The sequence below is a fragment of the Vibrio barjaei genome (assembly GCF_001639065.2).
GTDB lineage: Bacteria > Pseudomonadota > Gammaproteobacteria > Enterobacterales > Vibrionaceae > Vibrio > Vibrio barjaei.
Genome location: NZ_LQXO02000022.1, coordinates 125,297 through 147,402 on the forward strand (window position 1 = coordinate 125,297; position 22,106 = coordinate 147,402).

19 protein-coding genes are annotated in these 22,106 nt (G+C 43.5%); 13 read left to right on the forward strand and 6 right to left on the reverse strand.

Annotation, left to right across the window (positions count from 1 at the left end):
• Window positions 1-313 precede the first annotated feature (313 nt).
• The 7 genes from AWH66_RS11170 (at window position 314) to AWH66_RS11200 (ending at window position 8,676) form a co-directional block, all read left to right on the forward strand.
• Entirely contained in the window at window positions 314-2,206 is a 1,893-nt protein-coding gene (locus tag AWH66_RS11170; RefSeq protein ID WP_063603696.1) for a PTS mannitol transporter subunit IICBA, read from the forward strand.
• A gap of 131 nt (window positions 2,207-2,337) precedes the next feature.
• Complete coding sequence (locus AWH66_RS11175; RefSeq protein WP_063603030.1) at window positions 2,338-3,486, forward strand: mannitol-1-phosphate 5-dehydrogenase; 1,149 nt, start codon at window positions 2,338-2,340, stop codon at window positions 3,484-3,486.
• A 50-nt stretch (window positions 3,487-3,536) separates the two neighbouring features.
• Window positions 3,537-4,070 (forward strand): MltR family transcriptional regulator, encoded by a 534-nt coding sequence (locus tag AWH66_RS11180; protein WP_088879014.1) that lies wholly within the window; start codon window positions 3,537-3,539, stop codon window positions 4,068-4,070.
• 270 nt (window positions 4,071-4,340) lie between these two features.
• On the forward strand, window positions 4,341-5,108 hold the full coding sequence (locus AWH66_RS11185; RefSeq protein WP_063603031.1) for a DeoR/GlpR family DNA-binding transcription regulator: 768 nt from the start codon (window positions 4,341-4,343) through the stop codon (window positions 5,106-5,108).
• Window positions 5,109-5,181: 73 nt separating this feature from the next.
• Complete coding sequence (gene glmS / locus AWH66_RS11190) at window positions 5,182-7,014, forward strand: glutamine--fructose-6-phosphate transaminase (isomerizing) (protein WP_038227434.1); 1,833 nt, start codon at window positions 5,182-5,184, stop codon at window positions 7,012-7,014.
• 401 nt (window positions 7,015-7,415) lie between these two features.
• Window positions 7,416-7,742, forward strand: a complete 327-nt coding sequence (locus tag AWH66_RS11195) for a hypothetical protein (protein ID WP_052880419.1) — start codon at window positions 7,416-7,418, stop codon at window positions 7,740-7,742.
• A 91-nt stretch (window positions 7,743-7,833) separates the two neighbouring features.
• Complete coding sequence (locus AWH66_RS11200) at window positions 7,834-8,676, forward strand: hypothetical protein (RefSeq protein ID WP_063603032.1); 843 nt, start codon at window positions 7,834-7,836, stop codon at window positions 8,674-8,676.
• Between the two features lie 494 nt (window positions 8,677-9,170).
• Here the strand turns inward: AWH66_RS11200 and AWH66_RS11205 are convergent, their stop codons facing one another.
• Together AWH66_RS11205 and AWH66_RS11210 are read right to left on the reverse strand one after the other, a co-directional pair.
• Entirely contained in the window at window positions 9,171-10,724 is a 1,554-nt protein-coding gene (locus AWH66_RS11205; protein WP_063603033.1) for an alpha-glucoside-specific PTS transporter subunit IIBC, read from the reverse strand.
• A gap of 57 nt (window positions 10,725-10,781) precedes the next feature.
• A complete protein-coding gene (locus AWH66_RS11210; RefSeq protein ID WP_063603034.1) occupies window positions 10,782-12,110 on the reverse strand; it encodes a 6-phospho-alpha-glucosidase in 1,329 nt (442 codons plus the stop codon).
• Window positions 12,111-12,294: 184 nt separating this feature from the next.
• Here AWH66_RS11210 and AWH66_RS11215 point away from each other — a divergent pair, with 184 nt between their 5' ends.
• Entirely contained in the window at window positions 12,295-13,002 is a 708-nt protein-coding gene (locus AWH66_RS11215; protein ID WP_063603035.1) for a GntR family transcriptional regulator, read from the forward strand.
• A 163-nt stretch (window positions 13,003-13,165) separates the two neighbouring features.
• Window positions 13,166-14,425 (forward strand): metal-dependent hydrolase family protein, encoded by a 1,260-nt coding sequence (locus AWH66_RS11220; protein ID WP_063603036.1) that lies wholly within the window; start codon window positions 13,166-13,168, stop codon window positions 14,423-14,425.
• Between the two features lie 105 nt (window positions 14,426-14,530).
• On the opposite strand, the gene ykgO is transcribed toward AWH66_RS11220, so the two are convergent.
• Both ykgO and AWH66_RS11230 read right to left on the reverse strand, forming a co-directional pair.
• On the reverse strand, window positions 14,531-14,674 hold the full coding sequence (ykgO, locus tag AWH66_RS11225) for a type B 50S ribosomal protein L36 (RefSeq protein WP_006070348.1): 144 nt from the start codon (window positions 14,672-14,674) through the stop codon (window positions 14,531-14,533).
• A 9-nt stretch (window positions 14,675-14,683) separates the two neighbouring features.
• Window positions 14,684-14,941, reverse strand: coding sequence for a type B 50S ribosomal protein L31 (locus AWH66_RS11230; RefSeq protein ID WP_063603037.1), 258 nt, complete (start codon window positions 14,939-14,941; stop codon window positions 14,684-14,686).
• Between the two features lie 179 nt (window positions 14,942-15,120).
• On the opposite strand from AWH66_RS11230, the gene AWH66_RS11235 reads away from it, so the two are divergent.
• Both AWH66_RS11235 and AWH66_RS11240 read left to right on the forward strand, forming a co-directional pair.
• On the forward strand, window positions 15,121-15,564 hold the full coding sequence (locus AWH66_RS11235; protein WP_063603038.1) for a DUF2753 family protein: 444 nt from the start codon (window positions 15,121-15,123) through the stop codon (window positions 15,562-15,564).
• Window positions 15,565-15,813: 249 nt separating this feature from the next.
• Window positions 15,814-16,104: a hypothetical protein gene (locus AWH66_RS11240; protein WP_006070351.1), complete on the forward strand. Its 291-nt coding sequence runs from the start codon at window positions 15,814-15,816 to the stop codon at window positions 16,102-16,104.
• A gap of 80 nt (window positions 16,105-16,184) precedes the next feature.
• Here AWH66_RS11240 and AWH66_RS11245 read toward each other — a convergent pair whose 3' ends face one another.
• Both AWH66_RS11245 and AWH66_RS11250 read right to left on the reverse strand, forming a co-directional pair.
• Window positions 16,185-16,751, reverse strand: a complete 567-nt coding sequence (locus tag AWH66_RS11245; protein ID WP_063603039.1) for a hypothetical protein — start codon at window positions 16,749-16,751, stop codon at window positions 16,185-16,187.
• Window positions 16,752-16,890: 139 nt separating this feature from the next.
• Window positions 16,891-18,489 (reverse strand): isocitrate lyase, encoded by a 1,599-nt coding sequence (locus AWH66_RS11250; protein ID WP_063603040.1) that lies wholly within the window; start codon window positions 18,487-18,489, stop codon window positions 16,891-16,893.
• A gap of 173 nt (window positions 18,490-18,662) precedes the next feature.
• Between AWH66_RS11250 and AWH66_RS11255 the strand changes: the two genes are divergently transcribed.
• The gene (locus AWH66_RS11255; protein ID WP_038222008.1) at window positions 18,663-19,616 is read left to right on the forward strand and encodes a LysR family transcriptional regulator; all 954 of its coding nucleotides are present in this window, start codon (window positions 18,663-18,665) and stop codon (window positions 19,614-19,616) included.
• A 113-nt stretch (window positions 19,617-19,729) separates the two neighbouring features.
• Window positions 19,730-21,916, forward strand: a complete 2,187-nt coding sequence (locus tag AWH66_RS11260) for a malate synthase G (RefSeq protein WP_063603041.1) — start codon at window positions 19,730-19,732, stop codon at window positions 21,914-21,916.
• Window positions 21,917-22,106: the final 190 nt, after the last annotated feature.

A 22,106-nucleotide genomic window follows, 5' to 3' on the forward strand; every position in this document is an offset into this window, starting at 1 on the left:
GTTTTGAGTGGTAATTTAATCAAAATGTGATTTGAGTCTCTAATTATTTTGTGTGTCCCAGAGTGCAAAGTGTGACACAAGTCATCATTAAGTGGGAATTATTATCAATAAAGTTGCTGTGTAATTTATCAACGCTGAAATTGCGTGATCCAAATCACTAGATTTTGCTGCCTGATGTTTTCGTGTAGTGATTTCTGTCACAAAAAGTGCCGTTATGCTGAATTTTGGAAATCTTGTGTTACTTTTTAATGGACTTTTGAATAACAACTTTTGGTCCAAAGGGACTACTTTTTCTGATAACGAGGATGACCTTATGCTATCTCCTGAAGCGAAAATCAAAGTACAGAACTTTGGTCGTTTCCTCTCCAACATGGTGATGCCAAACATTGGCGCATTCATCGCTTGGGGTTTGATTACGGCACTATTTATTCCAACCGGATGGATTCCAAACGAAACTTTGGGTTCGATGGTCGGTCCGATGATTACTTACCTTTTACCGCTATTGATTGGTTATACCGGCGGTAAAATGGTTGCTGGCGACCGAGGTGCGGTTGTTGGTGCAATCACAACAATGGGTGTGATTGTTGGTACAGATATCCCAATGTTTATGGGTGCAATGATTGTAGGTCCACTTGGTGGTCTAGCGATTAAGAAGTTTGACCAAGCAGTTGAAGGCAAAATTAAGAGCGGCTTTGAGATGTTGGTTAACAACTTCTCGGCTGGTATCGTTGGTATGCTTTGTGCCATCCTTGCTTTCCTAGTTATTGGCCCAGCAGTTAAAGTACTCTCTACTGCACTTGCTGCGGGTGTAGGCGTAATGGTTAACGCTGGTCTTCTGCCTCTAACTTCTATCTTTGTTGAGCCTGCGAAGATCCTGTTCCTAAATAACGCGATCAACCACGGTATCTTCTCGCCGCTTGGTATTCAACAAGCAGAAGAAATGGGTCAATCAATCTTCTTCCTGATTGAAGCGAACCCAGGTCCAGGTCTAGGTCTACTACTTGCTTACATGTTCTTTGGACGTGGTAACGCTAAAGAGTCAGCACCAGGTGCAGCGATCATCCACTTCTTCGGTGGTATCCACGAAATCTACTTCCCATACGTGCTAATGAACCCACGTCTGATTATCGCAGTAATTGCTGGTGGTATGACAGGTGTGTTCACATTAACGATGTTCGACGCGGGCCTAGTATCTCCAGCGTCTCCTGGTTCAATTTTTGCTGTACTTCTGATGACTCCTAAGTCTTCATTTGTTGGCGTGATTCTATCTGTAATTGCATCAGCAACAGTGACATTCTTCATCGCATCGCTACTAATGAAAACATCTAAACAAGATGACGAAGAAGAGTCTCTAGAAAAAGCAGCAAGCCAAATGGCAAGCATGAAAGCGTCTTCAAAAGGTCAAACTGGTGCCGCCCTAGACCTAGCAAAAGTTCGCAAAATCATCGTAGCGTGTGATGCGGGTATGGGTTCAAGTGCGATGGGCGCAAGCATGCTTCGTAAGAAGGTAGATGCTGCTAACTTAGATATTTCAGTCACTAACTTAGCGATCAACAGCTTACCGGATGATGCTGACATCGTCATTACTCATAAAGATCTGACTGACCGTGCACGTACACATGCTGCAAACTCACATCACATTTCTCTAAGCAACTTCCTAGATGGTGCTTTATATGATGGTCTGGTTTCTGACCTTGTGAATGCACAACAAGCAGGTGCTGAGCCAAAAAAGCCTGAAGCACCAGCAGACACTAGCTCAAGCGAAGAAGGAACGCTTAAGCTTTCAAATGAAAATATCTTCTTAGGTATGGAAGCAAAAACCAAAGAAGAAGTTATCAAGTTTGCTGGTGAGCAACTCGTAAAACTTGGTTATGTAGAACCGCAATATGTTGAAGGCATGTTGGCTCGTGAAGAGTTGGTTTCTACGTACCTTGGTGAGTCGATTGCAGTACCTCACGGCACTATTGAAGCAAAACAGTTCGTAAACAAAACCGGTATCGTGTTCTGCCAATTCCCTGAAGGTGTTCAATGGGGTGAGGACGAAGATGATGTTGCGAAGATGGTCATTGGTATCGCAGCTCAAGGTGATGAACATATTCAAGTTATCACAGCGATTACGAATTCACTTGATGACGACGAAGCTGTTGAATGTTTGAAGTCTACCACTGACGTTGAGGATGTACTTCGCATCCTAAGTGGTAAGTAGCATAAATGGTGATGACCACCATGGCTTTAAGTCATAGCTCCTAAGTGAAACGAGACCAACGCTCCCCCTGTTGGTCTCATTTTTGATTTTGTTTTTTTCTTTTTTTAATGAGTTATTTAGGAAGACGTCTTATGAAAGCACTACATTTTGGCGCAGGTAATATCGGTCGTGGCTTTATCGGTAAACTATTGGCAGATGCGGGTATTCACGTAACATTTGCCGATGTAAACGAAACAGTGGTTAATGCCCTAATCGAACGTCAATCCTACCCAGTAAAAATCGTTGGTGAAGATTGTGTTGTAGAGCAAGTTAACAATGTGACTGCCGTAAACTCAACGAGCGCAGACATCATTGAGCTCATTGCGACTGTTGATATGGTAACAACTGCAGTTGGCCCTACGGTTTTAAAAATCATCTCTAAATCTGTTGCTCAAGGTATCGAAAAGCGCCTAGAAAGTGGCAATACTGCACCTCTTAATATCATTGCATGTGAGAACATGGTTCGCGGCACTAGCCAGCTCAAAGAGATGGTGTTTGAGCATTTATCAGATGATGCTAAAGCGTTTGCTCAAGCGCACATTGGCTTTGTAGATTCTGCGGTAGACCGTATCGTTCCTCCTGCTGAGGAAGGCGAAACCGATCCTCTGGCAGTAACGGTAGAAACGTTCAGCGAGTGGATTGTTGATGAAACTCAGTTTGTTGGCGACATTCCTGCTATTAAAGGCATGGAATGCACGGACAACCTAATGGCGTTCGTAGAGCGTAAGCTGTTTACATTGAATACTGGCCACCTAATAACGGCTTACTTGGGTGTGCTTGCAGGCCATGAGACAATTAAAGATTCTATTGAAGACCCTGCGATCTTTGCAGATGTTCAAGCAGCTATGCAGGAAAGTGGTGAAGTATTAATTCGTCGTTACGGCTTTGATGCAGAAGCGCACGCGGCGTACATTCAAAAAATACTTAACCGTTTTGCCAACCCATACCTACGTGATGAAGTAGATCGTGTTGGTCGTCAACCAATTCGTAAGTTAAGCCCACAAGATCGTTTGATCAAACCACTCAACGGTACGATTGAATACGGTTTACCTAACTCTCATCTAATCAAAGGTATTGCGGCTGCGTTTCTTTATAAGAATGACGATGACCCACAAGCAGTAGAACTTCAAGCTATGTTTGCTGAACAAGGCTTTGCTAAAACACTCGCTCATTATTCAGAGCTGAATGTTGATTCAGAAGTTGTTACACTAGCGCACGAAGCGTATCTAGCGCTCAAATGATTCAAGCTGTTGGTGCCACGCAAGTGGCACCCTTTGTATTAAGAGATGTTATGCCACTGCACCCACCTAATGAAACTGAACTTTTAGAGGCGCTGTCTGAAGCGAAAGACGCGAGTGAGTGCCTTATGGCGGCTTATGATGCGATTGATGACACGTTAGATACGTTGATCAATAGTATTTTTCATAAAGACGACTATGCAGTGAAGTACGTGGTGGATCCTCTCCTGACCAACGATGGTCCGCTGGGGGATATTCTTGTTCGGGCTAAGCTACTTTTAGGTCTAGGTGTTATCTCTAAGGAAGTATTCGATGATATTGATATCTTCGTAACACTGCGCGAATGGACCAAACATCAAGAGAACGATGTGAGCTTTACCGAAAGAGACGTGTTGTTTGAGTTGAACAAAATCAGTGCTATCCAAAAAATGATGCCGATCGAATACGATGAAAGCATGACAGATGGCCTAGACGCAGTGATGTTGGAAATGTTCTTAGAGCGCCACTATCAACGCGTTAAATCCACCATTATTTTGGCGATTACCGAGCTGGTTGAAACACTGTGTCGAGATAACCCGCTAGTTTAAATAGTGACGAACTTCGGCACTCTCCTGTGCCGAAGTTATATTTTTGTTTCTGTCTCTCCTTCTTTTCTTCTTCGTTTATTCTCAATTTCTCCTTGGCTTTTTTCGCAAAATACTATCCATTCTTGTGATATTAACTTTCGAAACGAAACTTTATTGCGTGTTTTTTCATCAAATAAACCCTGTCTTAGATTTAATACAGCGGATTTCTTGCGTGATAACTTACGTTGTGAAATAATTTTGCTACCAGTTAAGTTTTGAATCGAAATTAAAGTGCGAAAACGAAATACTCAAGTTAGACGTCATTCCATTGCTCAACTTGTAAAAGAGCGTGGAGAGGTAAGCGTTGATGAGCTATCCGCTCTATTCGACACCTCTGAAGTGACGATTCGTAAAGACCTTACTTCATTAGAAAAGAACGGCCAGTTACTAAGACGTTATGGCGGTGCTGTAGCGCTGCCTCAAGAAGCCGTAGATGAAGTGCTGAATGAGTCGAGTTTGACGTCTGCCTCGAAAGAGAGCATCGCCGAGGCCGCAGTAGGTCTAATCAATGATCATTATCGAATTGTTATCGATTGTGGCAGCACAACAGGCGCTCTGGTTTCAAGGCTTGGTAGTAAGAAAGGTTTGGTGGTAATGACAAACTCGCTGTCTCTCGCGAATGCTATCAATGACTTGGAAAATGAACCAACGCTATTAATGACAGGCGGTACTTGGGATAGTCACTCAGAATCATTCCAAGGGCAGGTTGCTGAGTCGGTACTTCGTTCTTACGACTTTGACCAGTTATTTATCGGTGCCGATGGTGTCGATTTAGCGCGCGGCACCACCACATTTAATGAGCTGATCGGTCTTAGCAATGTTATGGCAGAAGTCGCACGCGAAGTCGTGGTGATGATTGAATCTGAGAAAATAGGCCGAAAAATTCCTAATCTAGAATTAGCGTGGGATGCCATTGACGTCGTCGTTACAGACAAAGGCTTAACTAACGAGCAGAAAGCTCAAATCGAATCGAACGGCGTAAAGGTGATTTGCGCTTAACAAAATTACTCCCTCCATCATTGATTTGCTTGCACTCAGAGAGGGAGACAGAAATAAGAAACGGAGAATTGATATGTGTGGAATCGTAGGTGCGGTAGCACAACGAGACGTAGCGGAAATTTTGGTAGAGGGTTTACGCCGTCTGGAGTACCGTGGATATGATTCAGCGGGTGTAGCCGTTGTTGATGCAAATTCAGAACTGAAACGCGTTCGTCGTTTAGGTAAAGTTCAAGAGCTCGCGGATGCGGTTGACTCTCAAGATGTGACTGGTGGTACGGGTATTGCTCATACTCGCTGGGCAACACACGGCGAGCCGTCAGAAGCGAACGCTCACCCACACGTATCTGGTGATATTGCTGTGGTTCACAATGGCATCATTGAGAACCATGAAGAGCTACGTGCAACGCTTCAAGAGCGTGGCTATGTATTCCAATCTCAAACCGATACGGAAGTTATCGCACACTTAGTTGAATGGGAACTGCGTACTTCTGCAACCCTAGTGGAAGCACTGCAAAAAACGGCGGCTCAACTTGACGGTGCGTACGGTACGGTTGTGGTTGACCGTAAAGACCCAAGTCGTATTGTGGCAGCTCGCTCTGGCAGTCCAATCGTTATTGGTTTTGGCGTTGGTGAGAATTTCTTGGCTTCAGACCAATTGGCTCTATTAAGTGTGACACGCCGTTTTATGTATCTTGAAGAAGGCGATGTGGCAGAAATTACTCGTCGCGAGGTTACTGTTATCGATGTAGACGGCAACCCAGTTGAGCGTGAAATCACTGAGTCTAATGCGGAACATGATGCTGGCGACAAAGGACAATACCGTCACTTTATGCAAAAAGAGATCTTCGAGCAGCCTCGTGCGTTGATCAACACTATGGAAGGTCGTATTACCGACAAAGCGGTAGTCACTGAAGCAATTGGTGTTAACGCGGTAGATATTCTTAAGAAGGTCGATCACGTTCAAATCATCGCTTGTGGTACGTCTTATAACTCAGGTATGGCAGCTCGCTATTGGTTTGAGTCGATCGCAGGCGTAAGCTGTGATGTCGAAATCGCTTCTGAGTTCCGCTACCGTGATTTTGTGGTTCGTCCAAACAGCTTGTTAGTAACATTGTCTCAGTCTGGTGAGACGGCTGATACTTTGGCTGCTCTTCGTTTAGCGAAAGAAAAAGGCTACATGTCGGCAATGACTATCTGTAATGTTGCTGGTTCATCGTTGGTTCGTGAGTCTGACTTTGCCTTTATGACTCGTGCAGGGACTGAGATTGGTGTGGCATCGACGAAAGCCTTTACGACTCAACTAGCAGCAATGTTAATGATGGTAGTGTCTATCGCTCGTTTGCAAGGTCGTATGACTGAAGAACGCGAAGCTGAAATCGTAAAATCTCTACATGAACTTCCTGCAAACATTGAAAAAGCGTTAGCGTTCGACAAAGAAATCGAGGCATTAGCAACTGACTTTGCAGATAAGCATCACACACTATTCCTTGGCCGTGGTGAGTACTACCCAATTGCAATGGAAGCGTCGCTGAAACTCAAAGAGATCTCATACATTCACGCAGAAGCTTATGCAGCAGGTGAACTGAAACACGGTCCTCTAGCACTTATTGATGCAGACATGCCAGTCGTCGTCGTTGCGCCAACTAACGACCTCTTAGAGAAGCTGAAATCGAACATTGAAGAAGTACGTGCGCGTGGCGGTCTACTGTATGTATTTGCTGATGAGAAAGCAGGCTTTGAAGGGGATGAGAACATGAAGATCATCCAAATGCCACACGTTGATGACATCATCGCCCCAATCTACTACACCGTACCAATGCAGCTACTGTCTTACCATGTAGCGTTAATCAAAGGTACCGACGTAGACCAGCCACGTAACTTAGCGAAAGCGGTAACGGTTGAGTAGGGGCAATTAAAAGATCGACAAGAGCTGTCGGTGGACAACAAAGTTTGCAACTCGACAATAATGATTAGAACTACGACAATAAAGTGCGAAACTTTTCGATGCTTTTTGTCGTAGTTTGCCTTCTTCCCTGAGAAGGTTTTGCCTCATTGTAAGCTAGACCTTTTACTCATTCACATCCTGTTTACGGGCTTTTTCCCCTACTAAAAGTTATCAATTCTTCCAATGCTGTTTGTGTCAATTCCCGAGCTGTATCACGGGAGGATTCTAGCCAGCTATCAATACTCACAGGCCCCGCTCTAGTCGCAAGCTAACGTGCTAGTTTTTAGATAAAAAGTTTATTATGCAACTGGTAAAACGACTGATAAAATCTCACCGATTACCATTTAAAATTAGGTTTAAAAATGCAGTTAGATGAGTTTGTTAAAGAAACTTTGGTACAAATTGCCAAAGGCGTAAATGAGGCAAGTTCTTCAGTTTCTGAACTTGGTGGCGCAGTTAACCCTCTATCTGACGAGGTTGATGTTTCTTTTGAGACCTACAAAGTAAAGCCCCAGAAGCAAGCAATTAAATTCGATATTGCCATTCAAGTTAAAGAGAGCACGGACTCAGAGGCAAGTGGAAAGGCTACATTATCGGTTTTTTCTATAGGCGGAGGCGTTAAGAGTTTAGATGAATCAAACATTGCGCATCGAGTTACTTTTGAGGTTCCGATGGATCTCCCTAGCTAGTACTTTTGCATGTATTGCCACTTTTGGTTTGAAGTGCCGTTTAATAAAGCTTTAGCTTACAATAGGCACTCTCTAGAGTTAAATATTGATTATGAAATGTAAATATATTGTTTTCCTCGTTGGTTTTCTTAGCCTTGTTGGCTGTAAATCTATTTCCTTGCAACAAGCACTTAATAGCAGTAAATCGGAGTTAATTTGCACAGAAGATTTGTGTGAATTAGAAATTGATGATGGTGGGTTATCTCGCATTATTTACTCGTGTGACCTCCATTCTGGCGGGCTGTTGTCAGAAAACAACTCAACTGAGTTTAGGAATGAAAAATATAGTACAGATTTGAAATGGCTCTTTAGCCCAAAAGAGTCAGAGTTTCGTTTTCGAGATAACTTAAATGAAGGAGATATCATTGCTCATAGTTCTCAATTTTATAACGTTTATAGTCAGATCGACGTCAAGTCATTAACTTTGTTTAAGTTTCGTTGTGAGAGTTTGGCAAAAAAAGAGGCCGAGCGAAAAAGACTGGAAGTAGAACTACGTAAGCAACGCGAACAGGCCAAGGTTGAAGCACAAACAAATAAACTGAGAGAATTAGGACGATCGAACAAAGCTAGGTATATATACAATAAGCCATTAGATTTGATAGACCTCCCCATAAACTCAGAGATTTTGTCAAATCCTAGAACTATTTTTCTATCCGAATTCGCAGATACTTACGTAATCGAAAGGAAATTATTCGGTGATACTTATGTCGCAAAAGTTTCGGCAAAAGGCTACTTTCCCGACCAAATGAACATTATCGTGGTATCAGAGAAGCCTTTGTATCAGGGGGTTAGATTAAAAAACTTCTATGGTATATATACAGGTGTTGTTGACTACTCTGGAAAATATATGTCTTTAGAGCAAGGTGTGAGAGTAGAGGTGGTTGAATACAAGTAAGCTACAAATAAGGATTAAGCGCTACACAGCCAGCGTTAAATCCAGAGTATTGAACAAGTCCGAACCTCATAAGTAAATTGTGCGATCTGCTCTAGAAGGGTGGCGGCCTTGGCGTTTTTCTCAAGGGCGAGTAGGCTTCTCCGTAAGGCGGAGGTTTCGACAAGTCATCCGTTGCATTCTGCACGTCAGTTTTGCTATTTGCCATACCTTTAGTTATTCATGACTTGCTAAGGTAAGGTTTTTCGAAACTCATTTATGTCCAAAAGTGAGTTTCAAACTTTGTTGTCACAATCTGTTTGGATAGCAACGATGATGGAGTCAAAGTTTCGATCTTTGTTGTCACTTCTTGGCTGTTACATCAGGTAGTAATCAGCCCTGTTTAGGAGAAAAGTTCTTATCTTTTTTGCATCTTAAGAAAATTAATTGTTATGTCCTCAAAATAAAAGCCTCCGTATAAACAGAGGCTTAGTAGAAGTATAAAAATAGTAGGGAAGTTAGGCTTGAATGAGTTGGCTCATCTCTTCTCTAACTTGTGGTACGGTCAAGCCAACAATAATTTGGAAACTCTCTCCATTACGAACCACGTTAACAGCACCTTGTTGTTGGAAATAGGATGTTGGTTGAACCAACTCAGCGTTTTTGACTTTCACACGTAATCGGGTAGCACAGTTAGTTAGTAACTCGATATTGTCGCGCCCACCTAAGCCTTCAATGAATGCATTGGCTTGGCCGTCTTCGCTACCGTTTACGGTATTTCCTTTTTGTGATGCACGATACTCTGCCTTAGACACAAATTTCACTTCCGCATCATCGCGCCCAGGAGTCATTAAGTTGTACTTCAGAATAATTGCACGGAAGCTGAAGAAATATATAGCGGTGAAAGTGAGACCTAGTGCTATTTGAATCACATACGTACCCATGTGGTTTGCACCTAATGGCAGCCAGTTCTGGAAAACAAAGTCGATTAATCCAGTTTGGAAGTTACCTGATACGCCAAGCATAAAGGCAAGTGTCGCCATTGTTGCTGAAAGCAGTGCATGTAAAACAAATAAAGCAGGCGCAATAAATAGGAATGTGAACTCAATAGGTTCGGTAATCCCGGTTAGAATTGCGGTAATGGCTGCACCTAGAACAAGTCCTAGTACCATCTTCTTCTTTTCTGGTTTCGCGGTTGAGTAAAGGGCTAGTGCGATACCTGTACATCCAAACACTTTGCCCATACCAGTTAACATGAGGCCGCCCTGAGGGAATTGTTCAGTTAAGGGTGCGCTGCTTTCTGCAAATTGTTGAATGTGCTGGATCCAGTAAGCAACAGTACCGCCATCAACCGCAACTGGACCATAAAATACAGGGCCATAAACAAAGTGATGCAAACCAGTAGGGATCAATAGACGCTCAAGAAGAGTAAATGCCCAAACACCAAACGAACCCGAGTTGACTAAGAACGTCTGTAGACCGTTGATACCGCCTTGGATAGTCGGCCATACAAAGCATGTGATAACAGCAAGTGCAACCATCATAGGGAAGCTGATAATAACTACTAATGGTGTGCCATTGAATACAGAAGCCCAGTCCGGTAGTTTACGGTCAAAGTATTTGTTATGAACCCAAACCGATACACTCGCGATAACGATCGCACCTAAAAGGTTGGTATCCAGTGTTAAGATACCGCCAATTTCAGTTAGACCACGCTCACCTGCAATATAATTGACGCCAAGATCGGTGCCCCAAAATTGTAGAATTCCACCAATAACGTAGTTAAAAGTGATGTAAGAGACGAGGGTGGCAAGTACCGCACGACCGGACGCTGATTTTGCTAGCGCGATAGGTAAGCCAACTGCAAAAATAAGAGACATATTTTTGAAAACAGCTAATGACGCTTGCAGCAAAATGGTGGAAACACTGTGCCATGTTGAACCAGGAACTGCCCAAGGGAACAGATCTTGGTTTAGGAGCATAACGGTAAATCCAAGCAGCATACCTGCCGCAGGGAATAGCAAAACAGGGACAAACATGGCTGCCCCAAATCTTTGTATCATGTCTTTCATAGTGACCTCAAAAGTGCCTCTAAGCAGAAGTTCCTTCCTGCTCAGAGGCGGTTCAAGTTATTGGGAAAATTGTGGCAAATAGTTTTTATTTTCTTCTAGAAGATCGTTAACGATAGCTTTAGCTTTAGGGACATTGACAACGGTACGGTTGAGAGTTAACGCATTGATTAATTTCTGTCTATTACCTTCATACCATGCATCTACGACTAATTTTTCGTATCCTAACTGACTTTCAATCATGGCCTTCTGGAATGTTGGAATGGTGCCAACTGCAAACGCTTTAGGGCCGTCATTAGTTAGGGCACAAGGCACCTCAACCATGGCATCATCCTGAAGATTTGAAATCGCGCCATTGTTTGGCACGATGACCAAATAAGTGTCGCCCATGTTGTATGCTAGGGATGCAGCGACTCGAACCATATAGCGCCCATGAATGTCAGCGTGTAAGGTTTCATTAGCGGTTGTCCCAGCATCAATAATGCGTTGGTTTAACTCAAATACTCTCTTTTCACGACCGTTGATCACTTGGCGTGCTCGAGTGTTGTTGATCTGCTCTTTTACGACCATTTTTTCTGGATACAAGTAGTACTGGAGATAGGTATTTGGCAGATACTCTGGGTTATCCTCAAGCATCGTTTTCATATTTTGGAATGTGGCTTGCCATGACGGGTCATCAGCAATTTCAGGATCAACGGCACTAATTCCTTTGTGTAGGATAATGTTCTTGATCTCATCCGTCAGATCTTGGCCTTGTTTATTTTTGATCTTGGTAAACCAACCATAGTGGTTTAGGCCAAAGTACTCAGGTACTAGATCCCAGAACTCACAACCTAATAGGTTTGCGTAACTCACCATGATAGCGGCTGGCATATCGCAAATATTCAGGATGCGCTTATCATCTGGGAATTCACGGTTAAGTGCTTCTGCAACAATCGCTGCTGGATTGGTGTAATTAAGGATCCATGCTTCTTTTGAGTACGAGCGGATATCGTTAACCAACTCAATCATGTCACCAATAGAACGAAGGCCGTAAGCCATACCGCCAGCACCGCATGTCTCTTGACCGACACAACCGTGACTAAGCGGAATTTGCTCGTCTCGTTCGCGCCCTTCTAAGCCGCCAGTACGAATCTGAATAAAGAAGAAATCTGAGTTTGAGAATGCGACACTTTTATCTGTTGTGTAAATGAATTCTTCAACTTCCGGATAGTGCTCTTTAAATAGAATCTCTGTCGCTTTGGCATTTGATTCTTGGCGCTCAGCATCAATGTCATAGAAAACAACGCGCTTTAAAGGAAAGGTATCTTTTTCTGCGATTAGGCTGTTCATCATACCCAGCGTGTAGGTACTGCCTGCGCCAACAACGGTTAGGTTTTGCTTGTTCATCGAAATGTCCTGATGTTTATCTTGATGGCACAAAAGTATCTTAAAAGTATTATATCGAGCAATACATATAGGATACTTTGAGTGTAAATTATAATATCCTTCACATTAATAGAGCTAAAAAGTATTTTAAATGTATCGTTGATCACAGTTTACTTTTATCATGCATGAAGATTAAGGAGATGAGATGAGTAAACCTAGATACTTGCAGATAGCTGATACTTTGATTGAAAAGATCAGTAATGGTGAACTGTCAGCAGGCTCTATTTTGCCAACTGAAGGCGAGCTGCAAAAAGAGTTTGATGTAAGCCGAGTGACTATTCGTAAAGCAATGCAACTGCTGGTGGATAAAGATTTATTGTTTCGCCAAAGGGGCAGCGGTACTTATGTTAAAGCGCCTAAGGCGCAACATAATGCTCTACAGTTGAGCGGTTTCGTAGAAGAGGTTTCAGCACAAGGCAAGACGCCAAGCTCGAAGATAATTACGTTCGAGCTTATTGAATGCAATGAGCTAGTGGCAGGTAAGCTCGACGTTTCTATTGGAGAAGAGGTGTATTCAATCCGTCGTTTACGAATGATAGATGATGAACCTGAAGTGCTAGAACACACGTATTTACCCGTTTCTCTATTTCCTGATCTCAGTATTAAAGCCATGCGCAGCTCCAAATACGACTACATAGAAAAGACGAAAGGACTAAAAATCAAACTTTCTCGTCAATCGATCAAGCCCGAAATATTGGATAAAAAAACCGCTGACGAACTCAATATGGATATGGCCGATCCGATTATTCGCGTCGATTCTGTTGGTGAGCTAGAAAGTGGTATCGTGTTTGAGTATACGGTGCACTATTTTAGAGTAAACCAATACAGCTTTGACTATATAGCCTATCGGTAATTTAAGAAGCAAATTATGTGGCAGTATTATCAGGAGTGAAGCCCCTTCGGGATATTTAGTTCGCCTAAATAATCAACAGTTATGTCGCTAAATGGCAATTCACTAACCATTACTTTGTCTATGATGCCTCTATCAACTTAATAGCGTTCCAGAGGAAGCCATCATGAAAAAAGTGATTATCAATACAAATGTATTTAACGGTGTCGATAACAAGCTGATAGAGAATGTGTCGATTCTCATTGAAGACAATTTGATAGTGGAGATTGGTGATATTGATCTCTCAGTCGCTGATGAAGTTATTGACGCCAAGGGTGGGACAGTGATGCCTGGTCTGATTGATGCCCATGTACATATTACTCTCTCTGCGCCGTTTAATGTTATTGATACCATGACACGTGAGGAAGTGGCGATTCGCTCTGCCAAGATTTCTGAAGAGATGCTAATGCGTGGATTCACCACCATTCGTGACGTGGCTGGTAATACGCTTGGACTCAAAACCAGTATCGATAATGGTTACGCATTAGGACCTCGTATTTTGCCGTCTATGGCGGCTATTTCTCAAACGAGTGGTCATTCTGACTACCGCCAAAACCGAGCTCAAGAACGCAAAGGTGACCACGAAGATTCACCGATGATGAAGCTGGGAGCGATGAAAGTCGCTGACGGCCGTGCAGAAGTATTAAAAGCAGTACGCGAGCAGTTGTTTATGGGCGCCTCTCAAATCAAGATTATGGCTGGTGGTGGTGCTTCCTCAACATTCGATCCACTAGATACATTGCAGTTCACGTTGGATGAAATGAAAGCGGCTGTTGAGGCGGCCTCTGATTATGGAACCTACGTAGCGGCGCACATTCATACCGCAGATGCGATGCGCCGAGCTGCTGAAGCGGGAGTCATGTCTTTTGAACATGCGACAATCATGGATGACGATATCGCACAAACTATCAAAGAAAAGGGGATTTGGGTTATCCCGTCATACTTCACGTCGTCCTTAATTGCAGAGCGAAAAATACCGCTGCCAAATGAAGAAACTTATCGCAAAACTGAGCGAGTTGGTAAAGCGATGTTCCACTCTGCTGAACTTATTAAGAAATACGACATTCAAAACTTGGCATTCGGTACTGATTGTGTGGGTGAAAAAGATGTGCACGCGACTCAACTGAATGAACTTGAAGCTATAGAACAAACGTTCGACACGATAACAGCATTGCGTATGGCAACTTCAAACTGTGGGCGCTTGTTTGAGATGTCAACGTACCAACACCCATACCCGCAAGGGAAATTGGGTCAGGTTGTTGAAGGAGCTTACGCGGATCTATTGGTTATTGATGGTAATCCATTGAATGGCGTGGATTGTGTGGCAAATTGCGATAGACAAAAAATCATCATGAAGGATGGTGTGGTGTACAAAAACACTCTTTAGCTTCATGAGAGTGGGACTTTCTTCAATGTAAAACAACGAGAAAATATACAAAAAAGGGCAGTGAAGTCATTATTCATTGCCCTTTTTATTACCGATAACTTGCAGTCAGGCTTTCTTCTTCACTTTTCCTTGAACCGCTTTAAATCTTGGGTTGGATTTGCATATTACATAGATGCGACCGCGACGTTTAACGACTTGGCAATCATGGTGGCGCTGTTTAGCACTTTTGAGCGAGCTAAGTACTTTCATTTGTGTTCCTTACTTGTTGGCAGCGACATGACCGAAGCGACGATTGAAATTAGCCACTCGTCCTTCTTTATGAATAACTCTTTGTTTTCCTGTGTAATAAGGATGTGATTCCGATGACACTTCAATAGTCATGTACGGATAGGTTTTGCCATCCTTCCACTCGATAGTGCGGTCTGTTTCCAGCGTTGAGCCAACGATAAAGTACTTGTCTACGCTCGTATCGTGAAAAACAACCTGGCGATAATTTGGATGAATATTCGGTTTCATAATGTCTCTAATTGTTATGTTATAACATTGCAAATAATAATCGTTATCGAATGAAGAAAGCAACAGAAATTTCAATGGTGGTTTGTATGATGACTAATCCATAACAAAGTTACGGTTGTTATTTAAATGATAATCAATATCATTTAAATTCTTAGTATGGAGAGTTGAAGGTTAGACCGATGGATATGACAAGATGGGAAAGACACACACTGTTAGCCGACGAAGCGGAGAAACAAGGGGAGTTAATGGCCGCGGTCGCCCATTACCAAATCGCGCTGTCTGAATCACAGCAGATGAAATTTGATACATCAGACCTTGAAGAGCTGGAAGATCTACTGGCGGTTAAAGTCATGTCTTGTCATAACCTTGCAGACTTTTGGCGTGCACAAGGAGACAGTGAGTATGAACTGAAGTACTTACAACTAGCTTCAGAAGAAGTGATGACCTTGTTACCCCAATGTCCACGTACTAGCTGTGATAGTTTTATCTCTTCGTTGGGGTGTTGTAAGTCTGCATTGGTCGAATTTCTTAAACGTCATCCCAATCCAAAGGTTGCAAATCATATAGCTGACATGCAAACGACAAATGATTGTGAGTTGATCGTGAAGTTTAAAATTCACTGATCGGGTTAAGTTGTCTCCCCTATGGTTGTATCTCCTATATGCAATTCTCTTTTAATCTTCGGCTACATATGAGATTTGATGATAGTTCGTTGTTATCAATGCAAAGAAACAATGACTTATGAAAATGTATCAGTTTGCCTGATGGTACGTGTTTTTTGTTGGTCAAAAAAACACCTTATAGTATCCGGCATGAGCAGAGTAAAGGAGTATTCGGCTATTCGCTAACGATTAACGTCAAGGGGAATTACCATGAGCAAACTTACTCAAATCATACTGGCTTCGGTCCTTCTTTCACTCTCATCATTCTCATTTGCTAACGAGCAAACGCCGCGACATGGTGAGTATGTTGGTGAAGCGGAAGTATTGGTTAGGAATGTGGTCAGTACAAAAGTAAAAACCTGCCTTTACAAAGGCAGTACCGAGGAGCCCGTAGAGCTTAAATGGGGCAAAACGTTGACCTGTCCAGACTCGATAACCATCAACGGCAATGTGATTCATGAAGGTGATGGGCTTAATACATCGGGCCACAAGCGAATGTAAGACGAAATCTATGTTCGTTAAATGAAAGAAACCGAGATTGACATCTCGGTTTCGAAATCTTGGGGAAAAACTAACAGGCGTTATGCTTCAGAAACGACGCTAACACAAGCGAGACTGACGTCTTGATCGATATAGGCCATGCCGAGCTTATTTAAGTAATCCATTCTATCCGCGGTTCGCAGGTCAATATCTGGACCTTCAATATTGTTGCTTTGATAAATCTGCGCTAAGTGCGCCATAAACTGCTCACCTACGCTCATCATTAGCAGGCTCATCGCCCCCACATCGGGCTTTACTTTGTCGCGTTGTTTTTCTGATAAATTCACCGCAAGGACAATAGGTTCTTCTTCACCTTCAAAACGAACGCTGCGGTCTCGAACGGTTTGCTGTGCCCAATAATAAGCCAATTCTTTACTTTGAGTCAGAAAGACAGGCTCGACAGATTCGGTGTAATTGTTACCTATCGTTGCCATGGTCTTTTTCGCGGCTTGGTTAAGGGCTTTGTCACCGGAGCGCTTTAGCCCTTGCCCTTGGATAGAGCTCAGTAGCGCAGATGAAGTGCCGTGATACCAAACATCACTGGTTGCAAAGCCATCTTGTGAAAGTAACTCTTTAGAATCTTGAAGATAGGGAGGAACTGTAGTCATAGGCATTCTCGACAAACATGAATGAATTTAGTCTAACAGAAGTGGAGAGTGAGACTGCGTCTTGGGGCGCAATTCTCACTCTCTAGGTGTGCTATCTATTTACTCTCATAAGTGTGTAGAGAGCAAATCGCCACCTTAATTAGTCGAACTGGTGAGAAGTATTCAATTCACCCGCTGCTTTCAACGCATTTTCACCTGCAAAGTATTCTTTGTGGTCATCACCCATGTCTGAGCCAGACATGTTTTGGTGTTTCACACAGGCAATACCTTGACGGATTTCTTTACGTTGAACATTTGCTACGTAGCCCAACATGCCTTGCTCACCGAAGTACTCTTTCGCTAGGTTGTCAGTTGACAATGCAGCAGTGTGGTATGTTGGTAGCGTGATTAGGTGGTGGAAGATCCCCGCTTCACGAGAGGCATCCGCTTGGAAAGTGCGAATCTTTTCATCAGCACGCTTAGACAGTTCAGTTTCGTCGTACTCAGCGCTCATTAGGTTAGCGCGCTCGTATGCTGATACATCTTCACCTGCTTCAACCATTGCATCATAAGCTTGCTGACGGAAGTTAAGTGTCCAGTTGAATGATGGTGAGTTGTTATAAACTAGCTTAGCGTTCGGGTGAACTTCACGTACGCCGTCCATCATCTCTTTGATTTGCCCAATATGTGGTTTCTCAGTTTCAATCCACAGTAGGTCGGCACCAGCATTAATCGCCTCGATACAGTCAAATACGCAACGGTCTTCACCAGTGCCTTGACGGAATTGATATAGACCTGAAGGTAGACGCTTAGGACGTACCAGCTTACCTTCACGGTTGAAACAAACGTCGCCTTGCTTCATATCTGCTACATCGATCTCTTCCACGTCTAGGTAAGAGTTGTAGATGTCGCCTTGGTCGCCTGGCTCTTTAACTACTGCGATTTCTTTTGTTAGGCCAGCACCTTGTGAGTCAGTACGTGCAACGATGATGCCGTTATCGATACCTAGCTCAAGGAAAGCGTAACGTAGTGCACGAAGTTTGGCATGGAAATCCGCGTGAGGTACCGTTACTTTACCGTCTTGGTGACCACATTGTTTCTCATCCGCTACTTGGTTTTCGATTTGAAGACAACAAGCACCAGCTTCGATCATCTGTTTTGCCATTAGGTAAGTTGCTTCTGCGTTACCAAAGCCTGCATCAATATCCGCGATGATAGGCACAACGTGCGTTACGTGATTATCGATTTGGTCTTGAATAGAATCTTGTAGATCCACATCACCTGCTTCACGAGCAGCATCAAGAGCACGGAATAAACCACCCAGTTCACGAGCATCGGCTTGGCGTAGGAAGGTGTAAAGCTCTTCTACTAAACCAGCAACCGATGTTTTCTCATGCATTGATTGGTCAGGCAGTGGACCAAACTCTGAACGAAGTGCTGCAACCATCCAACCAGAAAGGTATAGGTAGCGACGGTCGGTTTTACCACCGAAGTGCTTTTTAATAGAAATCAGTTTTTGTTGACCGATGAAACCATGCCAGCAACCCAACGATTGAGTGTACTTAGAACTGTCTTCATCGTAGGCCGCCATATCAGCACGCATAATATCTGCAGTGTATTGCGCGATATCTAGACCCGTTTTGAATTTGTTTTGAGCACGCATGCGAGCAGCAGATTCTGGGTTAATAGCATCCCATGGAGCACCAGCAGCGCGTTTTGCAACTTCTATCATTTCGATATCTTGAGTGATTTGCGACATAACTATTCCTTAGTTTCACGTTGGATATTATTGGCCAAATGGCTTAGTCGTCTTTCTCCGAGGGCTTCATGTTTCAGATGGGACGACCCGTTTAATTTGTTGTTATGGACAAATCGTAGCTGCATGTGTGATAATTTTGTTAATTTATAGTTATTATATTCGGTATTTTTTATATGAATATTGCTCGTATAGACCTTAATTTACTTGTGTATTTAGACATGTTGCTACGGGAAAGAAATGTCACCAGAGCAGCAAATCAGTTGGGTATTACCCAACCCGCCATGAGTAATGGTTTACGCCGATTACGTGATCTGTTTGAAGATCCGTTGTTGGTTAGAACGAGCGAGGGAATGATACCGACAGAGCGTGCGCAAAAGCTGCAACCAGTGATTCGCAATATCTTGGCAAACGTTGAAAAGACGCTACAACCGACCACCGAATTCCACGCCGATGACAGTGAGCGGGTGTTTCGCATAATGGCTAGTGACTATGCGGAGTCCACCATTATTCAACCCTTGCTTAAGCGGCTAAGTGAAATAGCGCCAAAAATCCGCTTAGACATCATGACCCCCAGTGATGTGAGCTACCAAGATGTAGAACAAGGAACGGTGGATATCATCATCAATCGATTTGATGATATTCCTCAATCCTTCCATCAAATGAGTTTGTGGCACGACGGCTTTTCGTGTTTGTTTAGCTGCGATAACCCGATAGCGGATAACTTTGATTTGTTGTCGTATTTGAAAGCACAGCATATTTGGGTAAGTAAAACCGGGATGGGGACTGGGGTTGGGATTAATCCAAGTGAAGCGCAAAAGCTCGGTTGGATTGATGAAGCGCTGATGCGTATTGGTAAGACTCGCAACATTACCGTGTTCACTCGACACTATTTGTCGGCCATCTTATTTGCCCAGCAGAAGAACCTGATCCTTACCATTCCAACCAAAGCGGCGCAGCTTCAGCGTCATAATCCCAAGCTTCTGATAAAGCCGGCACCATTTGCGATTGAGCCTTTTGAAGTGAAGATGGCCTGGAGCCCACTTTTGCAAAGTAATCCGGATCACCAATGGATGAGACGCTTGATTAAGAGTGTGGCAAACGAGTTAGAAAGTGGCGTAACGGAGTAGTGATATTAGGTATTTATTATGTGAATGTTCACTATAAATGGCATAAATTAGCTAAATTTTTGTCTGTTACGTAAATTTATTGAATAGTCATCGATTAATTCGAGAGAGATTTTATGAGCAATCGTATTCAACAGGGAAGCTTGAACATTGATAGCACCCTCTACCAATTAGTTAATGAACAGGTGATGCCGGGCACTGGCATTAATGCTGACGACTTTTGGCAATCCTTTGAGTCTATTCTTAAAGACTTAGCGCCTAAAAATCGCGCGTTATTGATCAAGCGTGATGATCTACAGCATCAGATTGACGCTTGGCACCAAGAGCGAGCTGGGCATGCAATAGATGCTGGGGAATACAAACAGTTCCTACAAGAGATTGGCTACCTAGTTCCGGAAGGCGATGACTTCCAAGTCACCACTGCCAGTGTTGAGCCTGAGATTGCAACGCAAGCAGGTCCTCAATTGGTCGTTCCTATTATGAATGCTCGCTTTGCCTTGAATGCTGCTAATGCTCGTTGGGGAAGTCTTTACGATGCGCTTTACGGAACAGACGTCATCAGTGAAAGCGATGGCGCAGAGAAAGGTGGAAGCTTTAATCCGGTTCGTGGCGCAAAAGTGGTGGCTTATGCTCGAGAGTTTCTTGATGAAGCAGCACCGCTAAATGGTGTCTCTCATAAAGATGTTACGCAATACAGTATCAGCAACGTCAGTATCGGCAATACGTTAACCGCAACGTTGGAAAACGGTGAGGAAGTTACGTTGATTGATAGTGATCAGTTCATCGGATATCAAGGGGACGCGAGCGCACCATCTTGCATCCTGTTGAAGCACAATAATCTGCATATTGAGATTCAAATCGATCCGACAGCTCCTATTGGAAGTGTTGACGCCGCGGGTATCAAGGATGTGCTGGTGGAAGCGGCACTTACTACGATTATGGATTGCGAAGATTCAGTAGCCGCAGTGGATGGTGAAGACAAAACGCTTGCCTATGGAAACTGGTTAGGGCTGATGAAAGGCGACCTACAAGAGTCGCTTGAGAAAAATGGTAAAACCATTGTTCGTAGTCTTAATCCTGACCGTCATTATACTAGCGTGTCTGGTGGAGAAATTTCGCTCAAAGGCCGCAGTATGTTGTTTATACGAAATGTGGGCCACTTAATGACGAACCCGGCCATTATTGATGCGCAAGGTAATGAAGTGCCTGAAGGTATCATGGATGGCATGATTACATCGTTAATTGCAATGCATGACTTGAAAGGCAACAGCCAGTATCAAAACTCAACCGCTAACAGTATTAATATCGTTAAGCCTAAGATGCACGGCCCTGAAGAAGTAGCATTTACCAATGAACTGTTTGGTCGTATTGAAGATGCCCTAGGTTTAGAGAGATACACAATCAAAGTTGGCATTATGGATGAAGAGCGCCGTACGTCGGTTAACTTGAAAGAGTGTATCCGCGCTGCGAAAGATCGTGTGGTGTTTATTAACACTGGGTTCTTAGACCGAACTGGTGATGAGATTCATACCAGTATGGAAGCTGGCCCCTTCGCTCCTAAAGCCCAGCTGAAGAGCATGACTTGGATTGGTGCATACGAAGATCAAAACGTCGACCTTGGCCTTGCCTGTGGATTGCAAGGTAAAGCACAGATCGGTAAAGGGATGTGGCCTGAGCCCGATAATATGGCCAAGATGATGGAAGCTAAAATTGGTCACCCTCAAGCTGGCGCTAATACCGCTTGGGTTCCATCACCAACTGCGGCAACACTCCATGCGCTGCACTACCATAAAGTAAGTGTGCCTAGCCGCCAAAAAGAATTACGCGAGCGAGTTCGAGCGAATGTGGACGACATCTTGACGATTCCGTTGCTAGGCAATCAAAAGTTGACGGCGAAAGATATCCAAAGTGAGTTAGATAACAATACGCAAGGCATCTTAGGTTATGTTGTACGCTGGATTGACCAAGGTGTTGGCTGTTCTAAAGTGCCGGATATCAACGATATTGGCCTGATGGAAGACAGAGCGACACTACGTATCTCTAGTCAACATATCGCTAACTGGCTACGTCACGGCATCTGTGATGACGCGCAGGTTATGAAAACCATGAAGCGTATGGCTGCGGTTGTTGATGAGCAAAATGCAGGTGACCCTAACTATCAAAATATGGCGCCTGATTTTGAAAGTAGCATTGCGTTTTCAGCAGCATGCCAGCTTGTATTTGAAGGCTGTGCACAACCTAATGGTTACACGGAGCCTGTTCTTCATGCGATGCGCTTGAAGCTAAAAGCAACCCAACACTAAACAATTAACTATAAAAGAAACACCCCCAATTAAACCGAGCCCAAGGTGCCGCGCTTTATAGCGCGGTTTTTTTTATCTTGCGATTAAGCCATTTTAAATGTTGGGGGAATATATGGCAGATAAAAAAACACCGAGAACATGGTCTCGGTGTGAAAGATAGTAATAGTAAACTCGGGAGGGCTGAGTCTCC